Here is a 25598-nt window from a genome sequence, read left to right as displayed (position 1 = left end):
CGATCTCGCACTTGGGTGCGTGCCTGCGCCTCACCGCAAGATTCGCAGGAAAGGCGCGGGCAATTGTCACCGGGTGCCTGGGCACCTCAGCTTCTATTTACTGGCCGTTCTCGGACCACTGCTGCTCTTCCCAGGGCTCCTTCTTGTGCTCTTCGTGCCTGTGCTCCATCCGCGGGAGTTCCTCGCGGCGGTCGAAGCGGTGCCTGCGGTGGCCATGGTTGAAGTTGTCGTTGTCGTTTTCCAGGATCACCCTGATGTTCTGGTGCTCCCAGTTGCGGTGGTGCCGACGAAGGATCGGCTTCTCCCTGATGATCCGCGGTGCGGCCTGCACCCTCACGCGTGGCGCCGCACGATGCCGGGGCGCCGGAGGGCCGCCGGCCTCGACGGTGGGGAGGCCCGCGCTCGCGGTGGCGACCCCCTGGCCGAGTGGGAAGAAAAGGCTGCCGGCGAAGGCGCCGGCTAGAGCTAGTGCCGCGAACCGTGTCCGCCGAGTGTCAGTATTCACGTGCTCTCGTTTCCGTTCATGGATAGATCGGCTCGAACTCTGGAACCCGCTGTAATTGCGGGGCTCAGACGGAAGCAGACATACCCATACAGATAGTCTCAGTTACCTCCTTAATCCCAAACAGCCCGTCAAAACCCAAGCGTGCAATGCAACCACGATTTTGACGTTTAAGAACATCCGTCACCGAGGATCGGGCTCCTCCGAGCGGTTTGGCGTGAAGAGGAAGCAGCAGACGGCGGCAATGGCGAGGACCACCGCGCAGGCCGGCAGCGCGGTCCGCATGGCGTCGGAGAAAGCGGCGGCGAAAGCCTCGTGGGCGAGTCGTTCGAAGAGAGCGGCGTTCGCGGGCGTCAGGCCGTCCGGCGGTGCGGGCGGGCTGAACTGCCGGGCGCCTGCGACCGCGCTCTCGACGAACTGGGAGCGCAGATTCGCGGGCAGGCGGGTCGCCTGTTCGACCGCTTCGGCGTGGAGAGCCGAGCCGAGCGCGGCGGACAGGACGGCGCCGAGAACGGCCGTGCCGAGGACTCCGCCGATCTGACGGGTGGTGCTGGAGACCCCGGACGCGGCGCCGGCGAGCCGAGGATCGACGCCGTCCATGGTCGCCTGCTGCAACGGTGCGAAGGTCGCACCCCCGGCGATACCGATGATGATCAGTCCGGGCATCAGCTGCCAGGCGCTGTCGTGCGGTCCCGCCATCGGCACCAGGAGCAGGAGGCCGACGGCGAGCAGGGCCATGCCGGTCATGAGGACGTACCTGCCGCCGACCCTGTCGGACAGCCGTCCGGCGTAGGCCGAACCGATCGCGGTGAGGACGGCGTTGGGCAGCAGGACCAGCCCGGTCTGCAAGGGCGAGTACCCGCGTGCCGTCTGCAGATACAGGACGAGCACGAAGGCGATGCCGATCATGCCGAGCTGGAAGACGAACCCGATCCAGTTGCCGACCGCGAAATTGCGTCCGGCGAACAGGCTCAGCGGCACCAGCGGCTCGCCGCGCTGGAAGCGCTGCCAGACGACGAACAACCCCAGCAGTACGACCCCGGCGACGATGACCGGCCCGATGATCGTCCCCCAGTCGTAGCGTTCTCCTTCGATCAGGCCGAAGACGATGCCGCTCAGCCCCGCGGTGGCCAGCGCCACGCCGACCAGATCGAGCCGGTGGCCGCGGCCGGAGCGCATGACGGGGACGAAGAGCAGCGCCAGGGCGGCGGTGACCACGCCGATGGGGACGTTGATGAAGAAGATCCAGCGCCAGTTGAGGTGGGTGAGGATGAAACCGCCGATGAGCGGGCCCACGATCGGGGCGGACCCCACGATCGCCCCGAACACGCCGAACGCCCGGCCCCGCATCCGCGGCGGGAAGATCGTCACGATCGACGAGATCACCTGGGGGAACAGCAGCGCGCCGCCCACTCCTTGGAGCACCCGCGCGGCCAGCAGCTCTACAGGGGAGCCGGCCAGGCCGCACAGGGCCGAGGCGAGGGTGAAGACGCAAACGCCGATCAGGAACAGGCGCCGGTACCCGAAGACGTCCCCGAGCCGTCCCGTGCTGATCAGCAGCACCGAGAAGACGAGCAGGTACGCGTCGATGATCCACAACACCTGGTCATAGGAGGCGCCGATGTTGTCGATCAGTGTCGGGACGGCGATGTTGACGATGGATCCGTCCAGCAACGCCATGAAGAAGCCGATGCAGAGGATCGCGAGCACCAGCCACGGCCGGTGGGTGAGTGATGGTTCGGCGGACTTGGTTTCCGGCACGCCGGTGACCTCTCCGGTGGCACGACAGCGGGCGCACCAGCTCCCAGAACTCGCCGCACTGTCACCACCATGAACAACACCCTCGGCACAAGGGTGTGGTGTGTGACCTCCACCTTCCCCGGATCATGGGACCCGTAGAAGCTGGTTGGCGAGGCAAGAGCCCGACGGTGAGAGATCCTCCCGGACGATACACCACTCTTGCGCGAGATCAGCGCCACCCCGATGATCCCTAGGTGATCAATCGAACATCCACACCACGATGAGCCAGGCCGAGGAACGAGACTTCCGCCGCCTGTGGGCGGGCACGACCGTGAGTCAGCTCGGTTCTGCCGTGAGCACGGTCGCCATCCCCGTCGTCGCCGTCACGGTGTTGCACGCCTCGGCGTTCCAGACTGCCCTGCTGACGGCCATCCCGTCCATCACGATCCTGCTGTTCGCCTTCCCGATGGGACGGCACGTCGAGTTCCACGCCAAACGGCCCGTCATGATCGGGGCCGACCTGCTGCGATGCGTCGTGACGTTGAGCGTTCCCGTCGCGGCGTTCCTGGACCTGCTGACCTTCGCCCACCTGTGCGTCGCCGCGGTGGGCAACGCGGCGGGCCAGATCGCCTCGGCGGGGGCGGCGCAGGCCCATCTCAAAGCCCTCGTGCCCGCCGACGACCTCATACGCGCCAACAGCCGGCTGGAGTCGACCCGCTGGCTCAGCGTGCTGGTCGGCCCGTCCCTGGCGGGCCCGCTCATCGGAGTCCTGTCAGCGGTCGGGGCGCTCGTCGTGGACGCGGTGTCGTTCGTCGTCAGCGCCCTGTTCGTACGCTTCCTGCGTACCCCGGAACCGCCGCCGCCCGCCCGCGAACCCGGTCCCTCCCGGCGGGAGGAGCTGTTCGCCGGATGGCGTTTCGTGCGCGAGCATCCGACGCTCAGGCGGATGTTCATGAGCTGGCTGCTGTTCGCGGGGGCGAGCGCGATGGCGACGCCGTTGAGCTATCTATTCTACCTGCGCGACCTCGCCTTCACGCCCTGGGAGTACGGCCTGCTCATGGGCCTGCCCTCGCTGGGCGGCTTCCTCGGCGCGCGGCTCGCCCCCGGGCTCGGCCGCAGGTTCGGGATGGTGCCGGGACTGTGGTGGGCGAGCGTGCTGCGCGGCCCCTGGTACGCGCTCGTCCCGCTGGCGGTCCCCGGCACGGCCGGCCTGCTCATGTGCGGGGCGGGCTTCGCCGGTGTGCTGCTCTTCTCCGGCCTGGCGAACTCCACCATGACGACCTACCGGCAGCTCCACACCCCCGATCACCTGGTGGCCAGGGTGTCCACCCTGTGGGTGTTCGCCACGAATGCCACCCAGCCGGTGTTCATCGCGTTCGGCGGCCTGGTCGCGGGCGCGTTCGGGACGCGTGCGGGATTGTTCCTGGTCGCGGCGTTCATGCTGGGTTCTGCGCTGTTCCTGCCCCGGCGTGAGAACTGAATCCGGTTGCCGCCCCCGTGGGGAGGTTGGTATCCCTGCTGAATGCACGATCTTGAACGCGAGCCCTTCGAGGATCACGCGGACCGCGTCACGGCGGTGGCGCTCTCCCCGGACGGCGCCTTCGGCGTCACGGCCACGTGCACCGGCGAGGTCAGGCTGTGGCGGCTGCCCGGCGGCCGTCGCCGGCGCGGGCAGCTGCTGGCCGCCGTGTCGGGGCCGCATCGGGGCCCCGTACGGGGCGCGCTCTTCCTCCCCGGCGCCGATCCCGTGCGGCTGGTGACCGTCGGCGCGGGGGCGCTGCGGTGGACGATCGAGAAGGAAGCCGTCGAATGGCGACGTCTCGTCCAGGAGAGGGGCATGCGGTCCCCGGTGCTCGCCGCGGACGGTCAGTCGATCTTCACCGCGATCGGAGAGGACGTCCGCTGGTGGAGCCAGAACGACCAGCGGGGCGGCAGGGTCCCGGGACACCGCGGGCTCGTCGCGATCGCCCTCGCCAGGGGCGGGCTGATCATCTGCGGGAACGCGGAAGGCGGGGTCCGCTGCCTGCCCGCGCAGGACCCGGGCAGGGCCTCCGATGTGCGCACGCTGTGGTCGTACACCGACGACGAACCGGCGCCGCAGCGGCTCCTGCGCGTGTGCGACCGAGGACGCCTGGTGGTCTCGCCCCGCCGTGACCGGGTGGTCGTCCTGGACGCCGGGAGCGGCGACGTGGTCACCGCGTTCGAGCCGCCCGCGCGGCCGACCGCCATCGCCGCGCACGCGGAGGCACCCCTGGTGGCCATCGGCTGCCGGGACGGGTCGCTGACGTGGTGGGACGCGCGCAGCGGGCGGTCGCTCGGGCACGTTCCCGCGCACGAGGGACGGATCGGCGCCCTGGCCATGGGCGGCAACGACCTGGTGTTGTCGGCGTCCCAGGACGGGAGCGCTGCCCTGTGGCGCCTGCACGGACACGCGCCGCTCGGCCGCTTCGAGCCCGCGCCGCCGTCCAGGCCCACAGTGGGGTACGGGCGGGAGGACGTGTGGGAGCTGGGCGTGGCGGCCGGGAGCCCGGACGGAAGGCAGTGGCTGATCGGTGGCCACGGCGGGCAGGTGCACGTGCTCGAATGGCGGGGCGACGGGCGGCTCGTGCCCGTCCGCGCCGGGTGGCCCGGCCGGATGGCGGGGGAGACCGACGTCGAAGGGCTGCTCGACGACCTGCGCGATCACCGCACCGACCCGGACGCCGGACTGGCGGCGGGCCGAGCGTTCGTCGAACTGGGGTATCCGGAGGAGGACCACGACGAGGTGGTGGCCGCGTTACGCGCCCTGACGGTCGACAGCGCCGAGGCGGACGTACGGGAGCAGGCCATGATCGTGTTGGCCGAGGCGGATGAGGCGGAGGCGACCACGGCGGCCTACACACTGTTCGACAGCTACCGCGGCGTCACGCACGGCCTGGCCGGACGACTACTGACGCACTTCACCAGCCCGCCGCCGACGGTCGGGCACCTGAATCCCGCCGAGGGGAGGGCACCGGCGGGTTGCTTCGGGGGAGTGCCGTTGGAGGGTTCGTCCGGTTCGGCGGCTGGGCGACTGCCTGGGGATGGCGCGCCCACGGTCGCGTCGTTGGTCGCCGTGTTGCCCGAGGCCGGGAGCCTGCTCGGCGTCGTCATCTCCGAGGCGCTGGCCGAGCGCGGCGCCGCCGCCTTCCCCGCCGTGCACGAGGCCCTGCGGTCGGTGACAGGCCCATCCCGGGTGAGCTCAGGCGATTGGTCGAGTGCCGACACGACCGTGTACCGGCTGGTCCGCGTCCTGATCGGGATGGGCAGGGACGCGGCGGCGGCCACCCCCACGCTCATGGCGTTGGTGGAAGATGACGAGGTTTCCCAGCACACGCGATATCAGGCGAGGCTGGCGCTCACATTCATCGGACTCCCCGAGACCGTGGACGCGCTCGCCGCCGAGATCCTGCGGCGCGATCGGGAAGAGGGCTGTCACGAACTGCTGCGCGTCCTCAGCCGCATGTCCGGCGCGGCGCTGGCGGAGGCGCGGTTGCTTCCCGACGCCCTGGCCGCGGTGGAACGGCTCGGCGACGGGCACGAGCTCCATCTGGCGGACCTCATCAGGGCCGAACTGGACAAGAACCCCTGACGTGCCGTCAGCACATCTTCCACGAGGCCGACTTGCTCTTGCTCACGGGCGAGGTGAGCTGGAAGACGACCGTGTGCGAGGACCCGAACTCCGGGTTGACCTCCTTCTTGGACCCGAAGTAGTCGCCCCGGCTGTAGGACGGCAACCGCCGCGAGCCGCTCTCGATCACCTGGCCGTCCACGAGCCACTGGTAGGAGAACGAGGCTCCCATCTCGGACCCCTCCAGGGCGACGCCGAAGGCCTGCGGGCCGTAGTGGCAGGTGCCCGTGTCGCTCATCCGCGCCTTGCCGGTGACCCGAACGTAGTCGACGGTGAACGAGGCGGCCTTCGCCTTGGTCTTGGTGGGCGACGGGCGCGCGGTGGTGGGCTTCTTCGTCGGCGTCCGCGTGACCTTGGGAGTAGGAGTGGGGGTGCGTGTGGGACGGGGCGTCGTACGTCCCAGCTCTTTCGACGGCGAGGAGGTGGGACGCGGGCGCGTGGTCTTCGGGGTCGCCCGGGGCTTCTTGGGCGTGGGGGACGTCGTCTTTTTGGGCTTGGACGGGGTGGGGGATGGCTCGCCGGAGCTGGCGGTCAGCGCCGACGCGGCGGGAGCTGTGTCCCTGGACAGGTTCCAGACGATGACGCCGGCCGCCAGGGACACGGCTAACGCTCCGGAGACGCCCGCCACCACCGGCAACGGCAGCCCGCGCCGCCCCCCGGCCGCAGGAACGGGCGGCGGCCCAGGCCGCTGACCACCACCGGAAGCGGGCCAAGGCCCACCGGCGGCGGGCCAGGGCGCGGCCGGCTGACCACCCGGCGCCATGGGCGAGGGCCCGGCTTGGGGACTGCCTGCGGTGGAAGGCCAAGGACCAGACTGAGGGCTGCCTGCGGTGGAGGGCCAAGGTCCGGATTGGGGGCTGTCTGCGGTGGAAGGCCAAGGACCAGACTCGGGACTGCCCGCGGTGGAGGGCCAGGATCCAGGCTGAGCGCCGCCGTATGGCGGGTGCGTCGGCTCTCGGGAGCCGCCGATGAGGCCCAGCAGAACGTCCTGCATGTGCGGCCGGGCGGCCGGGTCCTTGGCCAGGCAGGCGTACACCACCGAGCGCAACGGTTCCGGCAGGTCGCCCAGGAACGGCTCCTGGCTCAGGATGCGGTTGATCACGGCGGGCAGTGTGTCGTTGCCGAACGGCGGCGTGCCCGTTCCCGCGAACACGATGACGCAGGCCCACGCGAAGACGTCGGCCGCCGCGCCGACCTGCGCGCCCGCGAGCTGCTCGGGCGCCATGTACGCGGGCGTCCCGACGATGCTGCTGGTCACCGTGACCGCGGAGTCGGCGGCGCGGGCGATGCCGAAGTCGATGACGCGCGGCCCGTCGGGTCCGAGGAGCACGTTGGCGGGCTTGAAGTCGCGGTGCACGACGCCCGCCCGGTGGATGGCGGCCAGCGCCGTGGCCGTGCCGACGGCCAGGCGTTGCAGGTCCGTGCCGTAGTGGCGGCCCGTCTGCTGAAGGGAGGGGCCTTCGACGTACTCGCTGACGATGTACGGGTGCGCGCCCAGCGACGCATCGAGCACCTGGGCGATGCAGAACGGCTCCACGCGCCGGGCCGCCGCGATCTCCTTGGCGAAACGGTCGTCGCCGGCGGACGGCTGCCGCAGCACCTTGACCGCGACGTACCGGCCGTCCGGGCCCTGGCCGAGGTAGACGATGCCCTGGCCGCCCTCCCCGAGTCGCCCGACGATCCGGTAGGCCGCGATCGCCTCGGGGTCGCCCTGGCGCGGCGGTTCGACATTCGGCATGAGCGGACGGCTCCTGGGACGGCTGGTACGGACTCATGTACCCTAGCGATCTTTCGTCACCGCGTTCGGATGGTTCGGGCGATTTCCTCCCAGGGAGGCAGCTCCGGCCGGAGTTGCCTCCCGCGCCCTACGAGGCCAGAACCTGGCGGAGGGTGACCGCGAACGCGTCTGGGTCGCCCTTCATCCCGAACTCGCCCCCGAGGAACCCCCCATGGTCGCTGGGAAAGGTCACGGGCTCGACGCCGAGCCGCTCGGCGACCGCCTGGCCGCCGCGATGGGCCATCTCCCCTGCGGACTCGGCCCCGACGCCCACGACGACCCGGGTCGAGGCCGCGCGCAGCGCCGCGAAGTCGTGCTCGTAGTGCGTGCAGCTGATGAGGTTCTGCGCGAACAGCGAGTCGTCGCGGGAACCGTCGTCCTCCGTCGGCATCCCGAAGTCGGCGGGGTTCGGCATGGGCATGTCGGCGAAGTCGGCGGGGATCTCGCCGCGCAGGCTGGTGATCGCGATGAACTTGGCCATCGCGGGGCCGAAACCGTCGCGCTCGTACGTGCCGCGGATGTCGGCCACGGCGGCCAGCGCCCGCTCCCGGTCGGGCAGGGCCTGGGCGGCCGGGGGCTCGTGCGCGACGAGCGTACGCACCTGCTCCGGATGCCTGGCCACCAGCGCCAGCCCGTTCACGGCGCCCCCGCTGCTGGCGAAGATGTCGACGGGCCCGCCGCCGAGTGCGGTGATCAGCCGGTGGAGGTCGTCGGCGTGCAGGTCGGGCGTCGACTCGGCGGCACCGTCGGTGCGCTCGCTGCGGCCGATCCCGCGCGGGTCGTAGGTCACCACCGTACGGTCCGCGAAGTGGCCGGCCAGGGTGGTGAACCCGGTGGCGTCCATCGGCGATCCGATCAGCAACAGGATCGGGCTCGCCTCGCCCTCGCGTACGTCGTAGTGGAGGGTGGCGCCGGGCACCTGGAGGGTGTGGGTCTTGGGCTCGGTCATCGGGGTTGCTCCTTTTTCGCGATTGTGAGGTAGACCAGCGGGAACGGCAAAACTCATCGCATCGGCGGCGCTCGTCGGAAACGGGTGGGGAAGAGCGCGGCGCCGATCGCCTCCAGGGGGGTGCGCCTCGCTATGATCCAGCTTTCAGACGATCTTGAGACGGGCCATCGTGGAACGTGGGCATATTAGGTAAGTCGGTACGGTATCTGCCTGAACCGACAGTTTTGGCATGGGTCCGCCGTGTTTGGAGCGGACCGCCGCTTTCTGTGGCTGCTCGGCGAGATCCACAAGCCCCCTTACGAGCCCGGCTTCCTGGTCGTCGGGTCGGGTTCACGGTGACGTGCGGGTACGACGAACGCGAGGAGAAAGCGGTATGCGCTGGTTGGATGTACGTCGGCACAGTCTGACCAAGAAGGGGGAGACGCGGGGCCGGGGTTCGCATCTGTCGGCGGAGGGCGTCGCGCTGGCCCGCCTCATCGGTTCCGGCTGCGGCCCCTACGGGCGCGTCGTCACCAGCACGTCGCCGAGAGCTGTCGAGACCGCCATCGCCATGGGGTTCGCGGTGGACGACGTCGTGGAGATGCCCTCCGGTTACGTGGACGGGGAGATCGCCAAGCATGCCCAATGGGGGTGGACCGAGCCGTACGGGCGGCTGGCGGAGATCGTCAGGCAGGGTCGCGCCGCGGCGGGCGTCGCCGGGAGCCACCGCGCGATCTGGGCGGGCACGCTCGGCGAGGTCGCCGAGGGCGGCGCGGCGCTGCTGGTCGGGCATGGGGGCGCGATCGAGCTGGCCTTGGTGGCCTGCCTTCCCGATGAGGCCCACGCCTTGTGGGGAGCGCCGTTCGCGCACGGCGACGGGGTGCGCCTCGGCTTCGCCGACGGCCGGTTCGTGAGCGTGGAGTTCAGGAGGGCGCCGAAACTGCCCGGGTGAGGACGTCGAGCAGGCCGGGGAACGCCTCGTCCATCTCGGTGCGGCGCAGTGAGTTCATCCGCGAGGTGCCGACGTAGTACTGCCGGATCAGGCCCGCCTCGCGCAGCACCTTGAAGTGGTGGGTGGCGGTGGACTTGCTGACCGGCATGTCGAACGCGCCGCACTTGAGGTCTTCGCCGGAGGTGACGAGCCGCGTGACGATGCTCCGGCGTACCGGATCGACGAGGGCCTCCAGCACCTGCTGGAGGTCGAACTGCGACACCTGCGGGTGCGGCGGCGTGCGTCCCATGGGCGCAATGGTACGGCACCCATCAAAGTTCCACGGGCGGCGACCGCCGGCCCATCACGACGGATCCGCCGCGACCGGACGCACCCAGATCATCGGTGTAGCCTGTCGCCGTGCCGAAGTCCCCCTATCCCACCAGCACCGACCTGCTGCTGCTCCACACCCTGCGGTTCGTCGGGTTCGCCGAGCTCGCCCGCGTGGCCGAGGCGACGGGCCTGCCCGAGGGCGACGTCGAGTCCGAGCTGATCGATCTCGCGGTGGCGGGGCTCGTCACGCGGATCCCCGGCGACTTCGGCGGCTGGGGCCTCACCGACGACGGCCGCGCCGCCGACGCCGAGCGGATCTCCGCCGAGCTCGACGCGGCCGGTGCCCGGCCCGCGGTGGCCAGGGCGTTCGACGACTTCCTCGACCTCAACCCGGAGCTGCTCGACCTCTGTACGGCCTGGCAGATGCGCTCGGTCGACGGGGTCACGGCCTTGAACGACCACGGCGACCCCGCCTACGACGCCCGGATCATCGACTGGCTCGGCGACTTCCACCAGCGGGCCGACGCCGTGTGCGCGGCCCTGTCGGCCGTGTTGAGCAGATACGCGCGCTTTCAGGCCCGGCTCGGCGGCGCGCTCGCGCGTGCCAGGGCGGGCAGCGTGGAGTACGTGACGGACAGCTTCGCGTCCTATCACACGGTGTGGTTCCAGCTTCACGAGGACCTGCTCGTCACCTTGGGCGATCCGCCTCACTGAGCTTCAAGGGCGGCCGAGGTCACCGCGTGGGCGGCGCCCCGGCCGCGGGCCATGGCGACGACCGCGCCGCCCCTGATTCGCGCCGCGACCTCGGTGGCGTCGTCAGGATCCGGGATCGCGAGGGCGGAGGCGACGGCCGCGCCCTCGTCGAGGACGAGACGCAGGGGCGGCCAGTCGTCCGGCGCGAACACCCGTCGCAGGCATTCGACGAGGTCGCCGACCCTGAGCCGGACCAGGCGCCCGATCTCGGCGGGATCGCCGCTCACCACGGCCACGGTGATCTGGTCGCCCGGCCGGGCGGCGCGGACGGCCTCTTCTGCCGCCTCCAGCCGTCCCGCGCCCAGCAGCACGATCACGCCGTCGGCGGCCAGGCCGGCCGGGCGGCCGGTGATCTGGTCGGTCAGGTCCGCGGGCGGATCCCAGGCGTCGTGGACGCGCCGCGCGGGGGAGACGAAAGGCAGGTGCGGCGCGTCCCAGACGTCGGCGAGGTCGAGCCCGGCCAGGTGCCCGCAGGCACGCGCCACGTCGAACGGGTCGCCGAACCCGGGCGCAGCGTCGGCCAGATGGCCGACCCCGTTCAGCAGCGTGAGCGCCAGCTCGGCCAGCCGCACCCGCCGCCCCCTGGCCGGTGCGCGTGACTCCAGCGCGAGCGCCAGCAGCAGCGCCTCCAGCCGGGTGACCTGCGCCAGCGCGCTACGACCCGGTTCGTCGTCGAACACCCCGGCGAGTGAGCGCAACTGCAGTTTCCCGCCGGCGGGCGTGTCGCCGGTCAGCGGCAGCCGTTCGAGCCAGACGCGCGCGAACGCCCCCATCGCCTCGGCCGGGCCCGGCGAGGAGGAGGCAGGGGCCGTGCCGGCGTGCTCGACCGCGTCGACCAGGACCGCCAGGTAGAGCGCGCGCTTGCTCGGGAAGTTCGAGTACACCGCGCCGCGGGTCAGCTCGGCGCGCTCGGCGATCCTGTCGACCTTGGCGTCGGCGTATCCGCTGTCGGCGAACTCCTGCCGCGCGGCGGCCAGCACGGCCGCGCGGGTGCGTTCCTGCTGCTGTGCCCTGGTCAGCCGGGCCATCCCCGCCACCTCCGATACCGTCAACACTCAGATGCCATTACCATCTGATAATAGCCGGTGTAAGAATGAGACATGATCGCCCGCTACGACGGCCAGGCCGAGTGGTACGACGACTACATCGGGTCCGGCTCGGCCGCCAACTTCGCCGACATCGCCGCCCTCCTCGGCCCCGGCGAGGGGCTCTGCCTCGACGTCGGCTGCGGCACGGGCCAGTACCTCGACGTCATCAGGTCCACCGGCCGCACCGTCGTCGGCCTCGACCGCTCTGCCGACCAGTTACGCCTGGCCCGAGGCAGGGACCACGCGCCGCTGCTCCAGGGCGACGCGACGACGCTCCCGTTCGCGGACGGCGTCTTCGGCACGGTCACCGCGCTGTGGGTCTCCACCGACATCGCCGACTTCGCCGGGCTGCTGAAGGAGGCCGCCAGGGTGCTGCGTCCCGGCGGGCTGCTGCTGTTCTACGGCGTCCACCCCTGCTTCAACGGCCCGCACATCGAGCCCCGCCAGGACGGAGCCCTGATCATCCATCCCACCTACCGGACGACCGGGTGGCACAAGCGCTCGCCGTGGTGGCGCGAGGGCGGGGTCCGCGACCGGGTCGGGATGAGCCACGTGCCGCTGCCCGACCTGATCAACGCGTTCGTCGACGCGGGCCTGAGCCTCGACCGGGTCTCCGAGCCGCGCGAGCACCCCATCCCCGTCGTCCTGGCGGTCAAGGCGTTCCGCCGCCCCTGAACTGCGACTGGGTGTCAGTTGATTCTTCCAGCGGATGGACGGCTGCGCATCAGACCGGCAACCTGCGCCCGGCGGAAAGTACCGCAGGATCGTCCCGCTGACCGTCGAGCCCGCGACGTGAGTGGTCGTCGCGGGCTCACGGGGCGGAGTGCACCAGTTCGGACACCGTGGGCGCGCGCATCATGTGCGGGTGCAGCACCTTGGCCCGTTGCTCCGGGATGCCGGCGACCAGCGCGGCCTCGACCAGCGCGCCGGTGACCCACTCCAGGTCGAGCGCCTGACCGTCGCCGCGTCGCAGCAGCGGCTCGCCGGCCGACCTGCTGCGGCACATCGCGCGCAGGAACGGGCGGGCCAGCGGCGGCACGGGGAAGGCGACGACGTCGCCCCGGCTGTCGCGCAGGGTGACGATGCCGCCGCCGGCCACGGCGTGCACGTCTTCGGCGGTCATGCCGGCCAGCGCGCTCACCGAGGCGCCGCAGGAGACCAGCAGCGCGACGGCCACGGCCTCCGTCGAGCGGCCGTCGGCGGCCAGGTGGGCCACGCCCTGGCGCAGCAGCCGGCGTTCCTGCCGGGTGAGCGGCCGCATGCCGTCGCCCGCGCGCCGGGGCCGCAGCGCGCCGCAGCGCCAGACGAAGGCGTAGAACGAGGCCAGCGCCGTACGCCTCCTGCCCACCGTCGCCTTCGCCAGTGGCCGCCCCGGCCTGCGCACGCCGACGGTCAGGCCGCCGGTGAGCGCGGCCTGGCAGTAGGCGTCGACGTGCGTGCCGGTGGCCGCGAGCGGTGCGACGTCGGGCTCTGCGACGGACAGCCAGCGCAGGAACGAGGCCATGGCCTGCAGACCGAGCTGCCGCGCGGCCGTGGAGGGCCGCTCGCGCAACCAGGCGTCCACCGCCCGCCTGGCCTGCGGGTCGAGGCCGTCGATCAGGTCCACGTCGGCACCGGGGACCTCGCCGCCGTCACCCGGGTTGCGGCGTGGCCGCAGGCCGGGGATCTGCCCGGCGCCGACCGGCACGTCCGTTAAGGCGTCGGCGCGGGCCGGGCTCACCACGGGACCGGTCCGACGAGTCGGGTCGGATCGCTGGCGAAGGCGTGGCGACGGCGGCGGCCGGTGCCTGGCAGACCACTCATTGGTAGATCATCTCACGTCAGCGGTGGTCGAGGAGGCGTCGGACGACTCGGCGGACGTCTTTCGCGAACCCGGCAACCGCCCACAAGCCACCCACTACTCTTGTCGGAACTTTGATCAACGACGACAAGGTGCCGCCACGTGGTTACGCATGAACAACTGGTCGAGGCGTTCGGCGAGGAAGCCGTGCTGCTGATGGACGTCGAGCCGCTGCGTGAGCTGGGGCTCTCGGAGGCGGACCTCAGGATCCTGACCGAGGTCGGGCTGCCGGTCCGCGCGGACCAGGCGTTCAACGCCTCCGTTCGGCAGGAGCCGCAGGCGGGCTCCGTCGTGGTGTTCCAGACGGGGGACGGGGACGTCGACGTCCTCATCCTCGGCGGCACCTACGGCGAGGGGAGCATGCGTTATTTCCTCGACGTCGGCGACGGTGTGGTCGGCCTGCTCTCGCTCGACGACCCGCCACAGGCCGAGGTGGTCAACGGCTCCCTGGAGACCTTCGTGGAGTTCCTGCTCAAGCTCAGGCTGCGGCAGCAGTCGCTGAGCGGCGCGAGCGCGGAGACGGGACGCGACCACACCGAGGAGTTGTGGCGGTCGTTGCGGGAGCTGGACCCGGCCGCCTTCCGCAACGCCGAGGCCTGGTGGGCGATGGTCATGGACACGTTGATGGACCGCGACGTCATCGCCGAGACGCGGGCGTTCCTCCAGCAGCGTAAGGCCGAGACCTTCCACACCCCGCCGCCGGATGAGCCCGCGGAGGAGCCCGCGCATTCGCATCGGGAGAGCTTCGAGCGGGTCTTCGACCGGCTGCGGGCGGAGGGCTGGAAGATCGTCGACAGCGAGCGCTTCGCCGCCGACACCGCCTCCGGCGGCCTGCTCAGCCCGCCCGACGACCTCGCCGACCACTTCGACCGGGACGGCAGGCTCACCAAGGACGTCAGCCTCGCCTGGCGCGGCGGGCTGCCGTCGAGGGTCCAGTCGGTGTTCGCGCGGGAGAGCCTCGTGGTTTCGGTGCCCGAGCAGGCGGAAGAGGACGACGACTCGCTCATGGACATGGACGCCGAAGAGCTGGCCAAGGCGTCAGAGGCGGCGATGGAGGCGCTGTTCGCCGCGGTCCACGGGCTCAACGAGCCCTCGACGGGGGTCGTGACCTGCCTGGCCGCCGAGCGTTCCTCCGACCTGTGCCGGATCGTCGCGGCCTTCGACCGGCTCGCCGAGCAGGGTTACGTGGCCGAGCCCGACCTGTGGCCGACCAGTTCGGGCGGCTGGGAGCACGTCTACGACATGACCAAGGACGGGGAGCCGGCCAAGGCCGTCTTCTGGACCACCCAGGACCACACGTCGTCCTTCGACGCCCGCGGCGACCTGGTCGAGGACCTGTGGCTGCAGTGGTCCGGCGACCGTGAAGTGATCGCGGACGCCCTGGCGGGCACGGGGCTGGAGATGAAGGCGCCCGCGAACGACGGGACCGCGTTCCTGCTTCGTCCGCGCCCGTGAGCCCGGTGTCCCTCGCCGGTCTGCCGTACCGGCGAGGGACACCGGCGCGCTACCGCACGCGGCAGGTGTTGCCCTGGATCACGCACGGGCCGAAGTACTCGTGGCAGTTCGAGTAGATCTGGTACCACTGGAACTTGTAGAACGAGCCGTCGAAACCGCAGTGCCGGCACTGCGAGAACGGCGGGCAGTACGGGCCCGCCTCGGCCGTCACCCTGGGCACCAGCCGCGTCAGGAGGCGGTCACCCAGCGATTCCATCAACTTGACCATGTATGGTCTCCTCTCTTTCTGTGTCCCGGGCCTGTCGCCGGGAGTTCGGTGGGTTCTCGGGACCACGACGTCCCTGGCGCAGCCGCGCGACCACGACGGCGATCACGCGTTCGGCGGGGAAGAAGCCGATCTGCCGGGAGTCGAAGCTGGCGGCGGCGTTGTCGCCGAGCAGCTCAACCTGGCCGGCGGGCACCCGTCCGGTGTCGCCCGCCGTCGCCGCCACGCGTTTGATCAGCAGCGTCGGCGGGCGCGCGGGCCAGGTGAGCGTGTCCCGGTCGGGGCTCTCGGCCACCACCACGCGGCCCGCCCGCAGCCCGAGGGCCGGGCGGCGGACGGCGAGCAGCGTGTCGCCGTCCCGGTAGGCGGGGCGCATGCTGTCGCCGCTGACGGTGACGACCAGGAGAAGGCGCCGGGCCAGCCAGGCGGCGGTCACGGCCGTTCCCGCGAGCACGCCGAGCGCAAGCCATCTCACGCCGGCGCCTCCGCGGTGCGGTAGCCACCCGCCTGGATCCGGAAGAGGCGGGCATAGTGCCCGTCGGCGGCCATCAGCTCGTCGTGGGAGCCCCGCTCCACGATGCGCCCCTCCGACAGCACGACGATCACATCGGCCTCGCGTACGGCCGACAACCGGTGGGAGATGAGCACCGAGGTACGCCCCGCGCGCAGCTCCCGCAGCCGCTGATGGATCTCGTGCTCGGCCTCGGCGTCCAGTCCGGAGCTGGGCTCGTCGAGGATCATGAGGTCGCGTTCGTGCCGCAGCAGCGCCCTGGCCAGGGCGATCCGCTGCCATTGCCCGCCGGAGAGCAGGACCCCGGTCTCCGGGTTCTCGCCGTCGCGCTGGTCGAGGAACGTCCTGGTCAGCAGCGTGTCGTAGCCCTTGGGCAGGCAGGCGAGCGTGTCGTGCAGCCGCACGGCCCGCGCCGCCGCCGTCAGCCGGGCCGGGTCGTCGAGGGCGGTCAGGTCGCCGAGGCCGATGTTCTCCCGCGCGGTCAGCTCGTAGTGCATGAAGTCCTGGAACACCGTGGCCAGGCGGCCTCGCAGCTCCTCGATCCGCAGGTCGCGGTAGTCGGCGCCGTCCCACGTCAGCGACCCCGAGCCGGGGTCGTAGAAGCGGCACAGCAGCTTGACCAGGGTGCTCTTGCCGGCGCCGTTGAGGCCGACGAGCGCCACGGTACGCCCGGCGGGGATGGTGAGATCGACGCCGCGCAGCACCCACGGTTTGTCCGGCCCGTACCTGAACCAGACGTCCCGCAGCTCGATGCCGGTCCGCAGCGCCGGCACGGCCTCGGCGCGCTCGGGCACGACGAGGTCGGGCGGGCTGGTGACGACCGCGCGGTAGTGGTCGTAGAGGAGCAGCCCCTGGTGGGCCAGCGCCATCGTGCGCACCAGCTCCGACAGCGCCGACTGGCAGCCGCCGACGGCCGCGACGAACACCGCGATGTCCCCGACGCCCAGCCGCCCCTGCCCGGCGGCGTGAATGGCCCAGACCAGCCCGGCCGCCACCACGACCGCGCCGAGCAGGGCGGGGACGCCCTGGACGCGCAGCTCCCGCAGGTCCAGCCGCCGGGTCGCGTCGTGCACCGAGGTCAGCTCGCCGAGCATCCGCCCGCGCAGGAACCGGCCGAGCCCGAACAGCCGCACCTCCTGCGCCGCGCGCAGGCCGCTGAGGAGCTCGGCGTAGAACGATTCGCGGCGGATCGACTGGATCGTGTTGCGGGCCAGCCTGGCCCGGGTCCTGCTGATCGTCAGCTCCGCCCACACCGCCGGCACGGCGGCCAGGGCCAGGACCGCGGCCATCCACGGTGCGATGGCGATCAGCGAGCCCGCGAACCCGACCATGGTGAACAGCGCCCGCGCGCACCCGAGCCCCGAGATGACCATCTGCGCCGGGGCCTGCCGCCCTGACTGCTCGGCGAGCTGCAGCCGGTCGCGGAATCCCGGGTCCTCGAACCTGGCCAGCCCCGGGAGGCGGTGCAGCGCGTCGTACAGGGCGGCCTGGGAGCGGAGGGTGACCGCGCGCAGCAGCTCGTTCTGGGCGTACTGCGCGATCTGCGGGAGCACGGCGATCACGAGGGTGGTCGCGGCGAGCCCGAGCGCGATGACGAGCAGCCCGCCATCGGCGGGCGTCCCGGTGAGCCGGTCGAAGGCGAGCTTGGTGAGCCAGGCGGTGGCCACCGGCGCGATGCCCGCCACCACCGCCCCGACGGCCTGGACGGCGACCATGCCCGGCGCCGCCCGCCAGGCCAGCACGGCGGCGCGACCCGCGTGGGCCACCAGGACACGCGCGGGCAGCTCCGCTGCGCTCACCCGATCTCCACGTCGTGGGCCAGCACCGTGCCGGCGTCGTCGATCCTGCAGGTGGCCGGATAACCCCGGACGTCGAAGGCCGTCGTCAGGCTCCCGCCGTGGCGCTCGGTGAACACCCTGGCCACGCGCCGCAGCGTCGTGATCATCTCCGCGGTCTCGCCCGGCTCTCCGACCACGACGGCGACCACGTTGTCGTGCCGTTCGGCCAGGCCGGTGAAGAACGGCAGCCGCTGCGCGCACGCCGGGCACGTCGTGGAGAAGAACCCGACCAGGCCCGCGCCGAGATCGGAGCGGGACAACTTCTCGCCGTCCACGTCCGTGGCCGTGAACTCGGCCGGGGCCTGGCCCACGGCCAGCAGGACCGGTTCGAGGGCCGGACGGCCGTTCCCCGCGCCCGCGATGAGCTCCTCGTGCGAGCGGAGCCGGCGGATCACCGCGAGGGTGAGCGCCAGGTTGAGCAGCGACACGCACCCGACCAGGATCAGGGCCGCCACGACGAACTGCATGGATCTCCTAATTGAGGGTGGAGGCCGGACAGGTCAGGGGGCCCGCCGGGCTCCGGGCGGGCGGCCGAACAGGGCCACGATGTCCTCGAAGCGCAACACGAGCGCCGCGCACACCAGGGCCGCCACACCCGCGACCCCGGCCCCGGCCCAGTCGTCCGTGGCGGGGCGGCCGAACAGCCCGGCGATCGCCACGCCCGCCAGCAGCGCGTTGCGCACGGCGTGCGGCGTCCCCAGCGGCGGGCCGCCTGCCGTACCCGGGCCGAAACAGGTGCACGGGACCGCGAGCCCGCGCCGCCGCGTCACCATCGCGACCACGGCGAACACCGCGAGCACCCCCGCCGCGAGCGCGAGCCCGCCGGTGTACCACGGGGTGACCAGCAGCCCCGCGACGACGATCTCCACGCCGATGACGCCCGCGGCCACGGCCCGCGCCCAGCGCGCGGGGACGAGCCGCAACGCGCGGACCGACCCTTCGAAGCCCGGGAACGCGCCGGCCACCTTGGCGAGCGAGGAGGCCGCGAAGACGACCACGAGCAGCACGGGCGGGAACACCCGCAAGAAGTCACCCATGGTCATCCCCCGATCGCCGACCGACGTCAACCCACCCTGCCCCCGCCCGTTGGCGTCCCCTTGGTCTTTTGGTGGCCCCCCTGGCCCCGGCGGCCGGCGGGGGCGACGGAGGAGATCCGGTCGGCCAGTTCGGCCAGGTGCGCCAGCGACGACGGCGCCGCGGCGTCCGGCATCGCGACGATGACGTGGTCGATGCCCTGGGCGGCCAGCTCGCCGCAGATCCTGGCGCTCTCCTCGACGCTCTGCCCGTCGGGGACGCGCAGGTGGAGGGTCTTCTCGATCTCCTCGTAGGGCCGCCCCAGCCGCTCGCAGTGGGCGCGCAGCACGCCGAGCTTGCGGGGGACGTCGGCGCCGTGCAGCAGGTTGCAGGCGTCGGCGTACTCGGCGACGAGCCGCAGGGTCCGCCGCTCGCCGCTGCCGCCGATGAGGACCCGAGGGCGGGCCTGCGGCGCGTTGAGCGTACGCGCCAGCCGGTAGTGGCGGCCTTCGTAGGGTTGGTCGGTGTCGCTCCACATCTGCCGGGCGATCCGCAGCGTCTCCTCCAGTCGCTCGAACCGCTCGCCCAGGGGCGGGAAGGGCAGGCCGAGTCCCCGGGCCTCGTCCTCGTACCAGCCGGCGCCGATGCCGAGCACGGCCCGGCCGCCGGAGAGCGCGTCCAGGGTGCTGACCTGCTTGATCAGCAGGCCGGGCGCGCGATAGGGGACGCCGGTGACCAGGGCGCCCAGCGTGAGGCGGCTGGTCAGGGCGGCGGCGTAGGACAGCGCCCCGTACGCCTCCAGCATCGGATCCTCGACGGAGCCGAAGTTCGGGATCTGGAAGAAGTGGTCCATCACCCAGAGGCTGTGCAGGCCGGCCTCGTCGGCGCCCCTGGCGACGGCGGCGAACCGCTCGGCGATGGCGGCGTCGCCACCGGGCCAGGTGAAGCGAGGGCAGGTGAGACCGAGTTTCATGGGGCTCCTTGGCTGATTTCGGGCATGAAAAAACCCTCTCGGCCGCTTGGGCGCCGAGAGGGCTCTGAATTCCGGGAAAAATTATCTCATGTCACGCGCAGCTCCCTGCGCAGCTCGTGGGCCCGGTTGAAGTAGTGCGAGGCCAGCGCGGTCCGCCCCGAGGAGCGGTAGAGCTCTCCGAGCGTCTGGAACGTGCCCGCCTCCCCGCTCCTGTCGCCGAGCTGCTGGAAGATCGCCAGCGACCGCTGGAGCTGGTCGGAGCCATGAGACCGGTCACCTCTGGCCGCTTGGAGGCCGCCCAGGTTCTGCAACGCGTACGCCCCGCAGTGCCGGTCGCCGAGCGTCTCGAAGATGTCCAGCGCCCGCCCCTGGCAGCGCATCGCCTCGTCGGACTCGGCCATCACCTCGTGCATGCGGCCGAGCTGCATGGACACGCAGCCCTCCCGGTGCGCGTCGCCCTGCTCCTTGGCCAGGCGCAGCGCCTCGCCGAGCCAGTGGGAGGCCTGGTTCACGTTCCGCAGCGACAGGTAGACGCGGCCGATGGCCTGCCGCGCGTACGCCTCGCCGCCGTGGTCGTCGACGGCCAGGAACATGGCCAGCGCGTGGCGGAAGTACCCCAGCGCCCGCAGATGCCGTCCGGAGAACTGCTCGACCGCGCCGAGCCCGCAGATCGAGACCGCCTCGCCCCGCGTGTCGCCCAGCTCGCGGAAGATCGCCCGCGAGCGCCGCAGCATGTCGTCGGCCTCGGTGTAGCGGTCCTGGTAGAGGCAGACCTGGCCGAGGCCGCGCAGCATGGCGGCCTCGCCGCGCCGGTCGCCGGCCGCGCGGGCGCCCTCCAGCGCGAGGCTGTGGGTGAGCTGCCACTCCTCGAAGCGGCAGTGCAGGTCGAAGTAGGGGACCAGGGCCGCGGCCAGACCCCACGCCGATGAGGCCAGCCCGGAGCCGGCGGCCAGGCGGACGGCCTCCACCAGGGTCTCCCGCTCGGCCTCGAACCACGACACCGGGTCGGCGCTGACCCGCCCGAGCGTCTCGCGGGGCGGGCTCCAGCGGGCGGTCTCCTCGGAGGCCAGACTGAAGACCGTCGTCGGCAGGCGCGAGCGCGCGTGCTCCGCGGCGGCCGTCCAGCCGCCGAGCACCCGGGCCAGCGCCAGGCGCTCGTCCGCGCCGCCCGCCTTCTCCTTGGCGTCGCAGCGCAGCAGGTCGGGCAGCCGGTAGCGGGGCTGACCGAGGGGGTCGGTGCCGACCAGGCGCAGGAGGTTCGCATCGACGAGGGTGTCGACGACAGACTCGCCGCAGTCGCGGTCGAGCACGGCTCCGGCCACCCAGGCGGGCAGGGACGCCGGGCCGAGCAGGCCAAGGGCGCGGAAGGTGGTGGCGGCGTCGCCGGGAAGCTGGCGGTAGCTGCGTTCGAACGAGCCGCGTACCTCCAGGTCGCCCGCGCGCAGCTCGTCGAGCCGGGTGGACTCGTCGGCCAGGCGCTGCTGGAGCACGCTCAGTGCCCAGCCGGGGCGTGCGACCAGCCGGGCGCCGGCCACCCTGATGGCCAGCGGCAGGTGGCCGCAGGCCTCCAGGATCGCCAGCGCGGCCTCGGGCTCGCCCGCCAGGCGCTCCGCGCCCACGATCCGGCCCAGGAGCTGCTCGGACTCGGCAGGGGGCAGAGTGTCGACTTCGAGCAGCAGCGCCCCGGGGATGCCCGTGATGCGGCGCCTGCTCGTCACGAGGACCGCGCAGCCGTTGCCGGGGAGCAGGGCCCGCACCTGTGCGGCGTCGGCCGCGTCGTCGAGGAAGACGAGCATGGGACGCTCGGCGAGCAGCGAGCGGTAGAGCGTGGCCCGCTCGTGCGCGGTCGGCGGCAGCGCCGCCTCGCCGACGCCCAGCGCGCGCAGCGCCTCCGCCAGCAGCTCGGAGGGGTCGGCCGGCTTGGCGTCGGTGCCGCCCAGGCACAGGTGGAGCTGTCCCGCGGGGTAGCCGGCCCGAACGGCGTGCGCGCAGTGGACGGCCAGGGCGGACTTGCCGACGCCCGGCGGCCCGACCACGACGGCGATCGACGGCGGCCCGTCAGGCTCCTGGGCCGACAGCGCGCGGGTGAGCGCGGCGACGGCCTCGGCCCTGCCGGTGAAGTCGGGCACGTCGGCGGGCAGTTGCTGCGGGGCGGGCAGGCTCAGGGCCGTCGCGGGGTCGTCCTGAGGGTGCGGCGGCGGGGGATCGCCCGCCAGCACGGAGGCGTGCGCGTCGCGGAGATCCTGGCCCGGTTCGATGCCGAGGTCGTCGATCAGTTGTTTCCTGATCGTGGTGTAGGCGTGCAGGGCCTCGGCCCGCCTGCCGCCGTGGTGCAGGGCGAGGATGAGCTGCTGCCACAGGTCCTCGCGGTAGGGGTGTTCGCCGATCAGTTCGCGCAGGTCGTCGATGGCCGACGCGTACTCGCCGCCGGCGAGCTTCATCGCGACCACCTCCTCGGCCGCGCCGAACCTGGCCTGGGTGATCGCGCGCAGCCGTCCGTCCCATAACGGGCTGGCCGGCAGGTCGTTCAGGGGGTTGCCGCGCCACAGCGCGAGTGCTCTGGGTAACAGGCCGGACGCGTCCTCGGCACCGCCGCGGGCCCTGGCCACCAGGTCCTCGAACAGCAGTACGTCGAGCTGTTCTTTTTCGACCTCGATGGCGTACCCCGAGGGGTGGGCCACGATACCGGCGCCTGCCGTGCCGAGGACGCCGCGTAACGAGCTGACGTAGGTGCGCAGGTTGGCCAGGGCCGACGACGGCGGGTTCCTGGGCCACAACACCTCGACGAGCGCGTCCGAGCCGACCATCTGGTTGGCCTCGAGCAACAGCGAGGCCAGTAACAGCCGCGGCTTGTTGCCCGCGATGCGCAGGATCCGGTCCGACGACCGGACCTGTAAGGGCCCTAGAACACCAAAGTTGGGCTGATCAACCACTATGACCGCACCTACTCCTTAATGGGAGGCATTGCAACCATTTGTCGGGTTGTCTGTACGAGCTGGCTGAGCCTTTATACCGATTTTGGATGTTCTTTGTACGCCGTACCCGCAATCTTGAGCCCCAGCGATTGATCCACTAGTCAGTCCTGAAGGGACCCATATGAGACCCAGCAGCATCCTCACGGTGGGGTTCGTCCTGCTCTGTGGCCTCGCGACGAGCCAGGCGGCCATCGCCGCCCCGAGCCCGACGCCGACCGCGAGCGCCCCCGTCACGCCGACGCCGACCCCGACGGGCACGCAGGACAACAACGACCCGCCGGACGAGGTCAAGGCTCCGCCGGTCTCGACCCTGGCCGCCCCGAGCCTCCAGATGCCCTTCCCGTGCAACCAGAGCTGGACGGGCAACTCCAGCAACAGCAGCGCGCACCGGTCCTACGAGCTCGACTGGAACCGGGGCAACACCGCCGACGCCGACCGCGGTGACACCGTCGTCGCCGCCGCGGCGGGGACCGTGGTCATCTCCTCCCACCAGGGTTCCGTGAACGGCTTCGGCAACCTGGTCAAGATCGACCACGGTGGCGGCTGGACGACGTTCTACGCGCACCTGACCGTGCGTTCCGTGGCCGTCGGCGCCAAGGTCACCCAGGGCCAGAAGATCGGCACGGTCGGCAACACCAGCAAGCCGGGCAACAACATCAGCCCCCACCTGCACTTCGAACTGCGCCAGGGCAGCAGCTACCCGAGCAACCTGCGCAAGGCCGCCTTCAACGGCAAGACGTTCGGCTACCCGAACCAGACGCTGACCTCCAAGAACAAGTGCGGCGGCGGCGGAACCCCGACCAACCCGCACACGGCCCAGTCGGTCTGCGGCAGCGGGTTCAAGGTGATCAACTCGGCCGCGCTCGGCACGGCCGGCAACGTCTATCTGCTCTACAACTCCGCCAACGGCAACAACTGCGTGGCGACGATCAAGAAGACGAACCTGGGCAAGGCCACCGCGACCAGCGCCTATCTGGAGGTCAAGGGCAAGCCCCGGACGACCGACAGCGGCAGTTTCACCTACTACGCGGGTCCGGTCAAGGCCGCCGCGGCCGACAAGTGCGTCAAGTGGGGCGGCAAGATCGGGTCGTCCGCCCACGACAGCGCGTTCGAGCACTGCAGCTGAAACGTCCTGAGGAGAAATCTGTGCAAGCCCGAATCCGCCGCGGCTCGGTCGCGCTGCTGATCCCCCTCGCCTTGCTGGCGGGACAGCAGCCGGCCGGGGCGGCGACCGCCGACGACCCGATGACGGGCGCCTTCGCCCGTGCGGCGGCCACCTACGAGGTGCCGCGTGACCTGCTGGTGTCGCTCGCCTACGCCGAGACGCACCTGGACGGGCACGACGGCGAGCCCAGCGCGAGCGGCGGCTACGGAGTGATGCATCTGGTCGCCTCCCGCACGCTCGACCGCGCGGCCACCATCACCAAGCAGCCGGCCTCGACGCTGAAGTCGGACGACGCGGCCAACATCACCGGCGGCGCCGCCGTGCTGCGCGCCTACGCCGACGAACTCGGGCTGGACGCCACCGCCCGCAAGGACGCGGCCCAGTGGTACGAGGCGATCGCCAAGTACGGCAACGCCTCCTCCGCGGACGTGGCCAGGCTCTACGCCGACACGGTCTATGACCTGATGGCCAAGGGCATCAAGGCCACCACGCCCGCCGGCGAGACGGTCACGGTCCCGGCCCGCGCGGTCGAGCCGGACCGCGGCCCGTACGCCAAGGCGAAGGACCTGGACAACCCGAACACCTTCGCCGCGAACACCGACTACCCGACGGCCGCGTGGGTGCCCGCCCACAGCAGCAACTACGCCGTCTCCAACCGCCCGACCGGCGACAAGATCGACCGCATCGTGATCCACGTCGCCCAGGGCTCCTACGCCGGGACGATCTCCTGGTTCCAGAACGGGCCGCGTGCGAACCCGACCTCGGCCCACTACGTCGTGCGCTCCTCCGACGGCGCCGTCACCCAGACGGTCAGGGAGAAGAACAGGGCCTTCCACGCCGGTAACTACAACCGGCGCTCGGTCGGGATCGAGCACGAGGGCTACGTCGACAACGCCACGTGGTTCACCGACACGATGTACCGCTCCTCGGCCGCGCTGACCCGCAACATCGCCGACCGGTACGGCATCCCCAAGGACCGCACCCACATCGTCGGCCACAGCCAGGTCCCCGGCGCCACCCACACGGACCCGGGCAGCAACTGGAACTGGACCAAGTACATGCAGTACGTCACCGGTGGCGGCGGAACCCCGACCAACCCGCACACGGCCCAGTCGGTCTGCGGCAGCGGGTTCAAGGTGATCAACTCGGCCGCGCTCGGTACGGCCGGCAACGTCTATCTGCTCTACAACTCCGCCAACGGTAACAACTGCGTGGCGACGATCAAGAAGACGAACCTGGGCAAGGCCACCGCGACCAGCGCCTATCTGGAGGTCAAGGGCAAGCCCCGGGCGACCGACAGTGGGAATTTCACGTACTACGCGGGTCCGGTGAAGGCGGCCGCGGCCGACAAGTGCGTCAAGTGGGGCGGCAAGATCGGGTCGTCCGCCCACGACAGCGAGTTCGAGCACTGTAGCTGACCCTCTTTAGAAACGGCCCGCCGGTCCTTCCCGGCGGGCCTCCTCGTGTGTCACGTGGCGCGCAAGCTCCAGGACGGGGCATGCGGAGCCGTCAGACGGCGAAGAGCAGGGCGGCGCTGATCAGCAGGGCCACGGCGGTCGCGAAGTGTATGCCGAACGCGACCGCCTTCGTGCCACCGTTGCGCAGCACGATCAGGGTGTCGCCGAGCGGTATCAGAGCGGCGATCAGCATGAACCAGGCTTCGGCCGCGGGCCCGGCGAAGGCCAGCAGGGCCAGGCCGAGCAGGCCGTAGGTGCCGTCGCGCAGCCCCTTGATCGTCAGGTAGGCACCATCGCCGTTCTCCTTGGCGGGGACGCCGTAACCGGCCGCGGCGGCGCGCGGCAGAGAACGCGAGCGTGCCGAGCGGGAGAAACTGATCGTCACCGCGGCCCGGGAACTGGCC

General features: G+C 71.6%; 23 protein-coding genes. 8 read left to right on the top strand and 15 right to left on the bottom strand.

The features are described from left to right. Window positions 1-97 precede the first annotated feature (97 nt). Together ACFOY2_RS47905 and ACFOY2_RS47900 are read right to left on the bottom strand one after the other, a co-directional pair. Window positions 98-505 (bottom strand): hypothetical protein, encoded by a 408-nt coding sequence (locus ACFOY2_RS47905; protein ID WP_379534829.1) that lies wholly within the window; start codon window positions 503-505, stop codon window positions 98-100. Between the two features lie 180 nt (window positions 506-685). Then, window positions 686-2263, bottom strand: a complete 1578-nt coding sequence (locus ACFOY2_RS47900) for a DHA2 family efflux MFS transporter permease subunit (RefSeq protein WP_379534828.1) — start codon at window positions 2261-2263, stop codon at window positions 686-688. Window positions 2264-2522: 259 nt separating this feature from the next. On the opposite strand from ACFOY2_RS47900, the gene ACFOY2_RS47895 reads away from it, so the two are divergent. Together ACFOY2_RS47895 and ACFOY2_RS47890 are read left to right on the top strand one after the other, a co-directional pair. Continuing rightward, window positions 2523-3722 carry an MFS transporter gene (locus tag ACFOY2_RS47895; protein ID WP_379534827.1) on the top strand — a complete coding sequence of 400 codons (1200 nt, stop codon included), beginning with the start codon at window positions 2523-2525 and terminating at the stop codon, window positions 3720-3722. A gap of 42 nt (window positions 3723-3764) precedes the next feature. Next, a complete protein-coding gene (locus ACFOY2_RS47890; protein ID WP_379534826.1) occupies window positions 3765-5852 on the top strand; it encodes a WD40 repeat domain-containing protein in 2088 nt (695 codons plus the stop codon). A gap of 7 nt (window positions 5853-5859) precedes the next feature. Here the strand turns inward: ACFOY2_RS47890 and ACFOY2_RS47885 are convergent, their stop codons facing one another. Together ACFOY2_RS47885 and ACFOY2_RS47880 are read right to left on the bottom strand one after the other, a co-directional pair. Further along, window positions 5860-7629 carry a serine/threonine protein kinase gene (locus ACFOY2_RS47885; protein ID WP_379534825.1) on the bottom strand — a complete coding sequence of 590 codons (1770 nt, stop codon included), beginning with the start codon at window positions 7627-7629 and terminating at the stop codon, window positions 5860-5862. Window positions 7630-7756: 127 nt separating this feature from the next. Continuing rightward, window positions 7757-8617, bottom strand: a complete 861-nt coding sequence (locus tag ACFOY2_RS47880) for an alpha/beta fold hydrolase (RefSeq protein WP_379534824.1) — start codon at window positions 8615-8617, stop codon at window positions 7757-7759. 373 nt (window positions 8618-8990) lie between these two features. On the opposite strand from ACFOY2_RS47880, the gene ACFOY2_RS47875 reads away from it, so the two are divergent. Next, window positions 8991-9548 carry a histidine phosphatase family protein gene (locus tag ACFOY2_RS47875; protein WP_379534823.1) on the top strand — a complete coding sequence of 186 codons (558 nt, stop codon included), beginning with the start codon at window positions 8991-8993 and terminating at the stop codon, window positions 9546-9548. Here the strand turns inward: ACFOY2_RS47875 and ACFOY2_RS47870 are convergent. Then, window positions 9520-9837 (bottom strand): ArsR/SmtB family transcription factor, encoded by a 318-nt coding sequence (locus ACFOY2_RS47870; protein ID WP_379534822.1) that lies wholly within the window; start codon window positions 9835-9837, stop codon window positions 9520-9522. The two genes, ACFOY2_RS47875 and ACFOY2_RS47870, sit on opposite strands and share 29 nt — an antisense overlap. A gap of 110 nt (window positions 9838-9947) precedes the next feature. Between ACFOY2_RS47870 and ACFOY2_RS47865 the strand changes: the two genes are divergently transcribed. Then, window positions 9948-10574, top strand: a complete 627-nt coding sequence (locus ACFOY2_RS47865) for a transcriptional regulator (RefSeq protein ID WP_379534821.1) — start codon at window positions 9948-9950, stop codon at window positions 10572-10574. Here the strand turns inward: ACFOY2_RS47865 and ACFOY2_RS47860 are convergent. Beyond that, the gene (locus tag ACFOY2_RS47860; protein ID WP_379534820.1) at window positions 10568-11665 is read right to left on the bottom strand and encodes a TetR/AcrR family transcriptional regulator; all 1098 of its coding nucleotides are present in this window, start codon (window positions 11663-11665) and stop codon (window positions 10568-10570) included. The genes ACFOY2_RS47865 and ACFOY2_RS47860 overlap by 7 nt on opposite strands. Before the next feature lie 48 nt (window positions 11666-11713). On the opposite strand from ACFOY2_RS47860, the gene ACFOY2_RS47855 reads away from it, so the two are divergent. Continuing rightward, on the top strand, window positions 11714-12376 hold the full coding sequence (locus tag ACFOY2_RS47855; RefSeq protein WP_379534819.1) for a class I SAM-dependent methyltransferase: 663 nt from the start codon (window positions 11714-11716) through the stop codon (window positions 12374-12376). 136 nt (window positions 12377-12512) lie between these two features. Here ACFOY2_RS47855 and ACFOY2_RS47850 read toward each other — a convergent pair whose 3' ends face one another. Continuing rightward, entirely contained in the window at window positions 12513-13421 is a 909-nt protein-coding gene (locus ACFOY2_RS47850) for a hypothetical protein (protein WP_379534818.1), read from the bottom strand. Window positions 13422-13643: 222 nt separating this feature from the next. On the opposite strand from ACFOY2_RS47850, the gene ACFOY2_RS47845 reads away from it, so the two are divergent. Beyond that, window positions 13644-14996, top strand: a complete 1353-nt coding sequence (locus ACFOY2_RS47845; RefSeq protein ID WP_379534817.1) for an SUKH-4 family immunity protein — start codon at window positions 13644-13646, stop codon at window positions 14994-14996. A gap of 49 nt (window positions 14997-15045) precedes the next feature. Here the strand turns inward: ACFOY2_RS47845 and ACFOY2_RS47840 are convergent, their stop codons facing one another. From ACFOY2_RS47840 to ACFOY2_RS47810, 7 genes are all read right to left on the bottom strand, one after another. Continuing rightward, on the bottom strand, window positions 15046-15264 hold the full coding sequence (locus tag ACFOY2_RS47840; RefSeq protein ID WP_379534816.1) for a hypothetical protein: 219 nt from the start codon (window positions 15262-15264) through the stop codon (window positions 15046-15048). Continuing rightward, complete coding sequence (locus ACFOY2_RS47835) at window positions 15236-15736, bottom strand: S26 family signal peptidase (RefSeq protein ID WP_379534815.1); 501 nt, start codon at window positions 15734-15736, stop codon at window positions 15236-15238. Before ACFOY2_RS47835 ends, ACFOY2_RS47840 begins: the two co-directional genes overlap by 29 nt. Next, window positions 15733-17571, bottom strand: coding sequence for an ABC transporter ATP-binding protein (locus tag ACFOY2_RS47830; protein ID WP_379534814.1), 1839 nt, complete (start codon window positions 17569-17571; stop codon window positions 15733-15735). Before ACFOY2_RS47830 ends, ACFOY2_RS47835 begins: the two co-directional genes overlap by 4 nt. Then, entirely contained in the window at window positions 17568-18077 is a 510-nt protein-coding gene (locus ACFOY2_RS47825; protein WP_379534813.1) for a TlpA family protein disulfide reductase, read from the bottom strand. Before ACFOY2_RS47825 ends, ACFOY2_RS47830 begins: the two co-directional genes overlap by 4 nt. 33 nt (window positions 18078-18110) lie before the next feature. Then, complete coding sequence (locus ACFOY2_RS47820) at window positions 18111-18647, bottom strand: MauE/DoxX family redox-associated membrane protein (protein WP_379534812.1); 537 nt, start codon at window positions 18645-18647, stop codon at window positions 18111-18113. A gap of 26 nt (window positions 18648-18673) precedes the next feature. Continuing rightward, entirely contained in the window at window positions 18674-19597 is a 924-nt protein-coding gene (locus ACFOY2_RS47815) for an LLM class F420-dependent oxidoreductase (protein ID WP_379534811.1), read from the bottom strand. Window positions 19598-19683: 86 nt separating this feature from the next. After that, window positions 19684-22530, bottom strand: coding sequence for an AfsR/SARP family transcriptional regulator (locus ACFOY2_RS47810; protein ID WP_379534810.1), 2847 nt, complete (start codon window positions 22528-22530; stop codon window positions 19684-19686). Between the two features lie 163 nt (window positions 22531-22693). Here ACFOY2_RS47810 and ACFOY2_RS47805 point away from each other — a divergent pair, with 163 nt between their 5' ends. Together ACFOY2_RS47805 and ACFOY2_RS47800 are read left to right on the top strand one after the other, a co-directional pair. Then, the gene (locus ACFOY2_RS47805; RefSeq protein ID WP_379534809.1) at window positions 22694-23698 is read left to right on the top strand and encodes a M23 family metallopeptidase; all 1005 of its coding nucleotides are present in this window, start codon (window positions 22694-22696) and stop codon (window positions 23696-23698) included. Between the two features lie 20 nt (window positions 23699-23718). Beyond that, window positions 23719-25155: an N-acetylmuramoyl-L-alanine amidase gene (locus ACFOY2_RS47800; RefSeq protein WP_379534808.1), complete on the top strand. Its 1437-nt coding sequence runs from the start codon at window positions 23719-23721 to the stop codon at window positions 25153-25155. A 91-nt stretch (window positions 25156-25246) separates the two neighbouring features. On the opposite strand, the gene ACFOY2_RS47795 is transcribed toward ACFOY2_RS47800, so the two are convergent. Beyond that, window positions 25247-25579, bottom strand: a complete 333-nt coding sequence (locus ACFOY2_RS47795; protein WP_379534807.1) for a DUF4267 domain-containing protein — start codon at window positions 25577-25579, stop codon at window positions 25247-25249. Between the last annotated feature and the right edge of the window lie 19 nt (window positions 25580-25598).

It is taken from the genome of Nonomuraea purpurea (assembly GCF_042650645.1).
Taxonomy (GTDB): domain Bacteria; phylum Actinomycetota; class Actinomycetes; order Streptosporangiales; family Streptosporangiaceae; genus Nonomuraea; species Nonomuraea purpurea.
The sequence above is the reverse complement of the archived record's forward strand: the minus strand, read 5'-3'. Positions and strand labels throughout refer to the sequence as shown.

Excerpts from the sequence above, each read along its gene's own strand:
- ACFOY2_RS47895 (WP_379534827.1), top strand. The coding sequence starts at position 2,523 with ATGAGCCAGGCCGAGGAACGAGACTTCCGCCGCCTGTGGGCGGGCACG.
- ACFOY2_RS47890 (WP_379534826.1), top strand. The coding sequence starts at position 3,765 with ATGCACGATCTTGAACGCGAGCCCTTCGAGGATCACGCGGACCGCGTC.
- ACFOY2_RS47885 (WP_379534825.1), bottom strand. The coding sequence starts at position 7,629 with ATGCCGAATGTCGAACCGCCGCGCCAGGGCGACCCCGAGGCGATCGCG.
- ACFOY2_RS47880 (WP_379534824.1), bottom strand. The coding sequence starts at position 8,617 with ATGACCGAGCCCAAGACCCACACCCTCCAGGTGCCCGGCGCCACCCTC.
- ACFOY2_RS47875 (WP_379534823.1), top strand. The coding sequence starts at position 8,991 with ATGCGCTGGTTGGATGTACGTCGGCACAGTCTGACCAAGAAGGGGGAG.
- ACFOY2_RS47870 (WP_379534822.1), bottom strand. The coding sequence starts at position 9,837 with ATGGGACGCACGCCGCCGCACCCGCAGGTGTCGCAGTTCGACCTCCAG.
- ACFOY2_RS47855 (WP_379534819.1), top strand. The coding sequence starts at position 11,714 with ATGATCGCCCGCTACGACGGCCAGGCCGAGTGGTACGACGACTACATC.
- ACFOY2_RS47840 (WP_379534816.1), bottom strand. The coding sequence starts at position 15,264 with ATGGTCAAGTTGATGGAATCGCTGGGTGACCGCCTCCTGACGCGGCTG.
- ACFOY2_RS47825 (WP_379534813.1), bottom strand. The coding sequence starts at position 18,077 with ATGCAGTTCGTCGTGGCGGCCCTGATCCTGGTCGGGTGCGTGTCGCTG.
- ACFOY2_RS47820 (WP_379534812.1), bottom strand. The coding sequence starts at position 18,647 with ATGGGTGACTTCTTGCGGGTGTTCCCGCCCGTGCTGCTCGTGGTCGTC.
- ACFOY2_RS47815 (WP_379534811.1), bottom strand. The coding sequence starts at position 19,597 with ATGAAACTCGGTCTCACCTGCCCTCGCTTCACCTGGCCCGGTGGCGAC.
- ACFOY2_RS47805 (WP_379534809.1), top strand. The coding sequence starts at position 22,694 with ATGAGACCCAGCAGCATCCTCACGGTGGGGTTCGTCCTGCTCTGTGGC.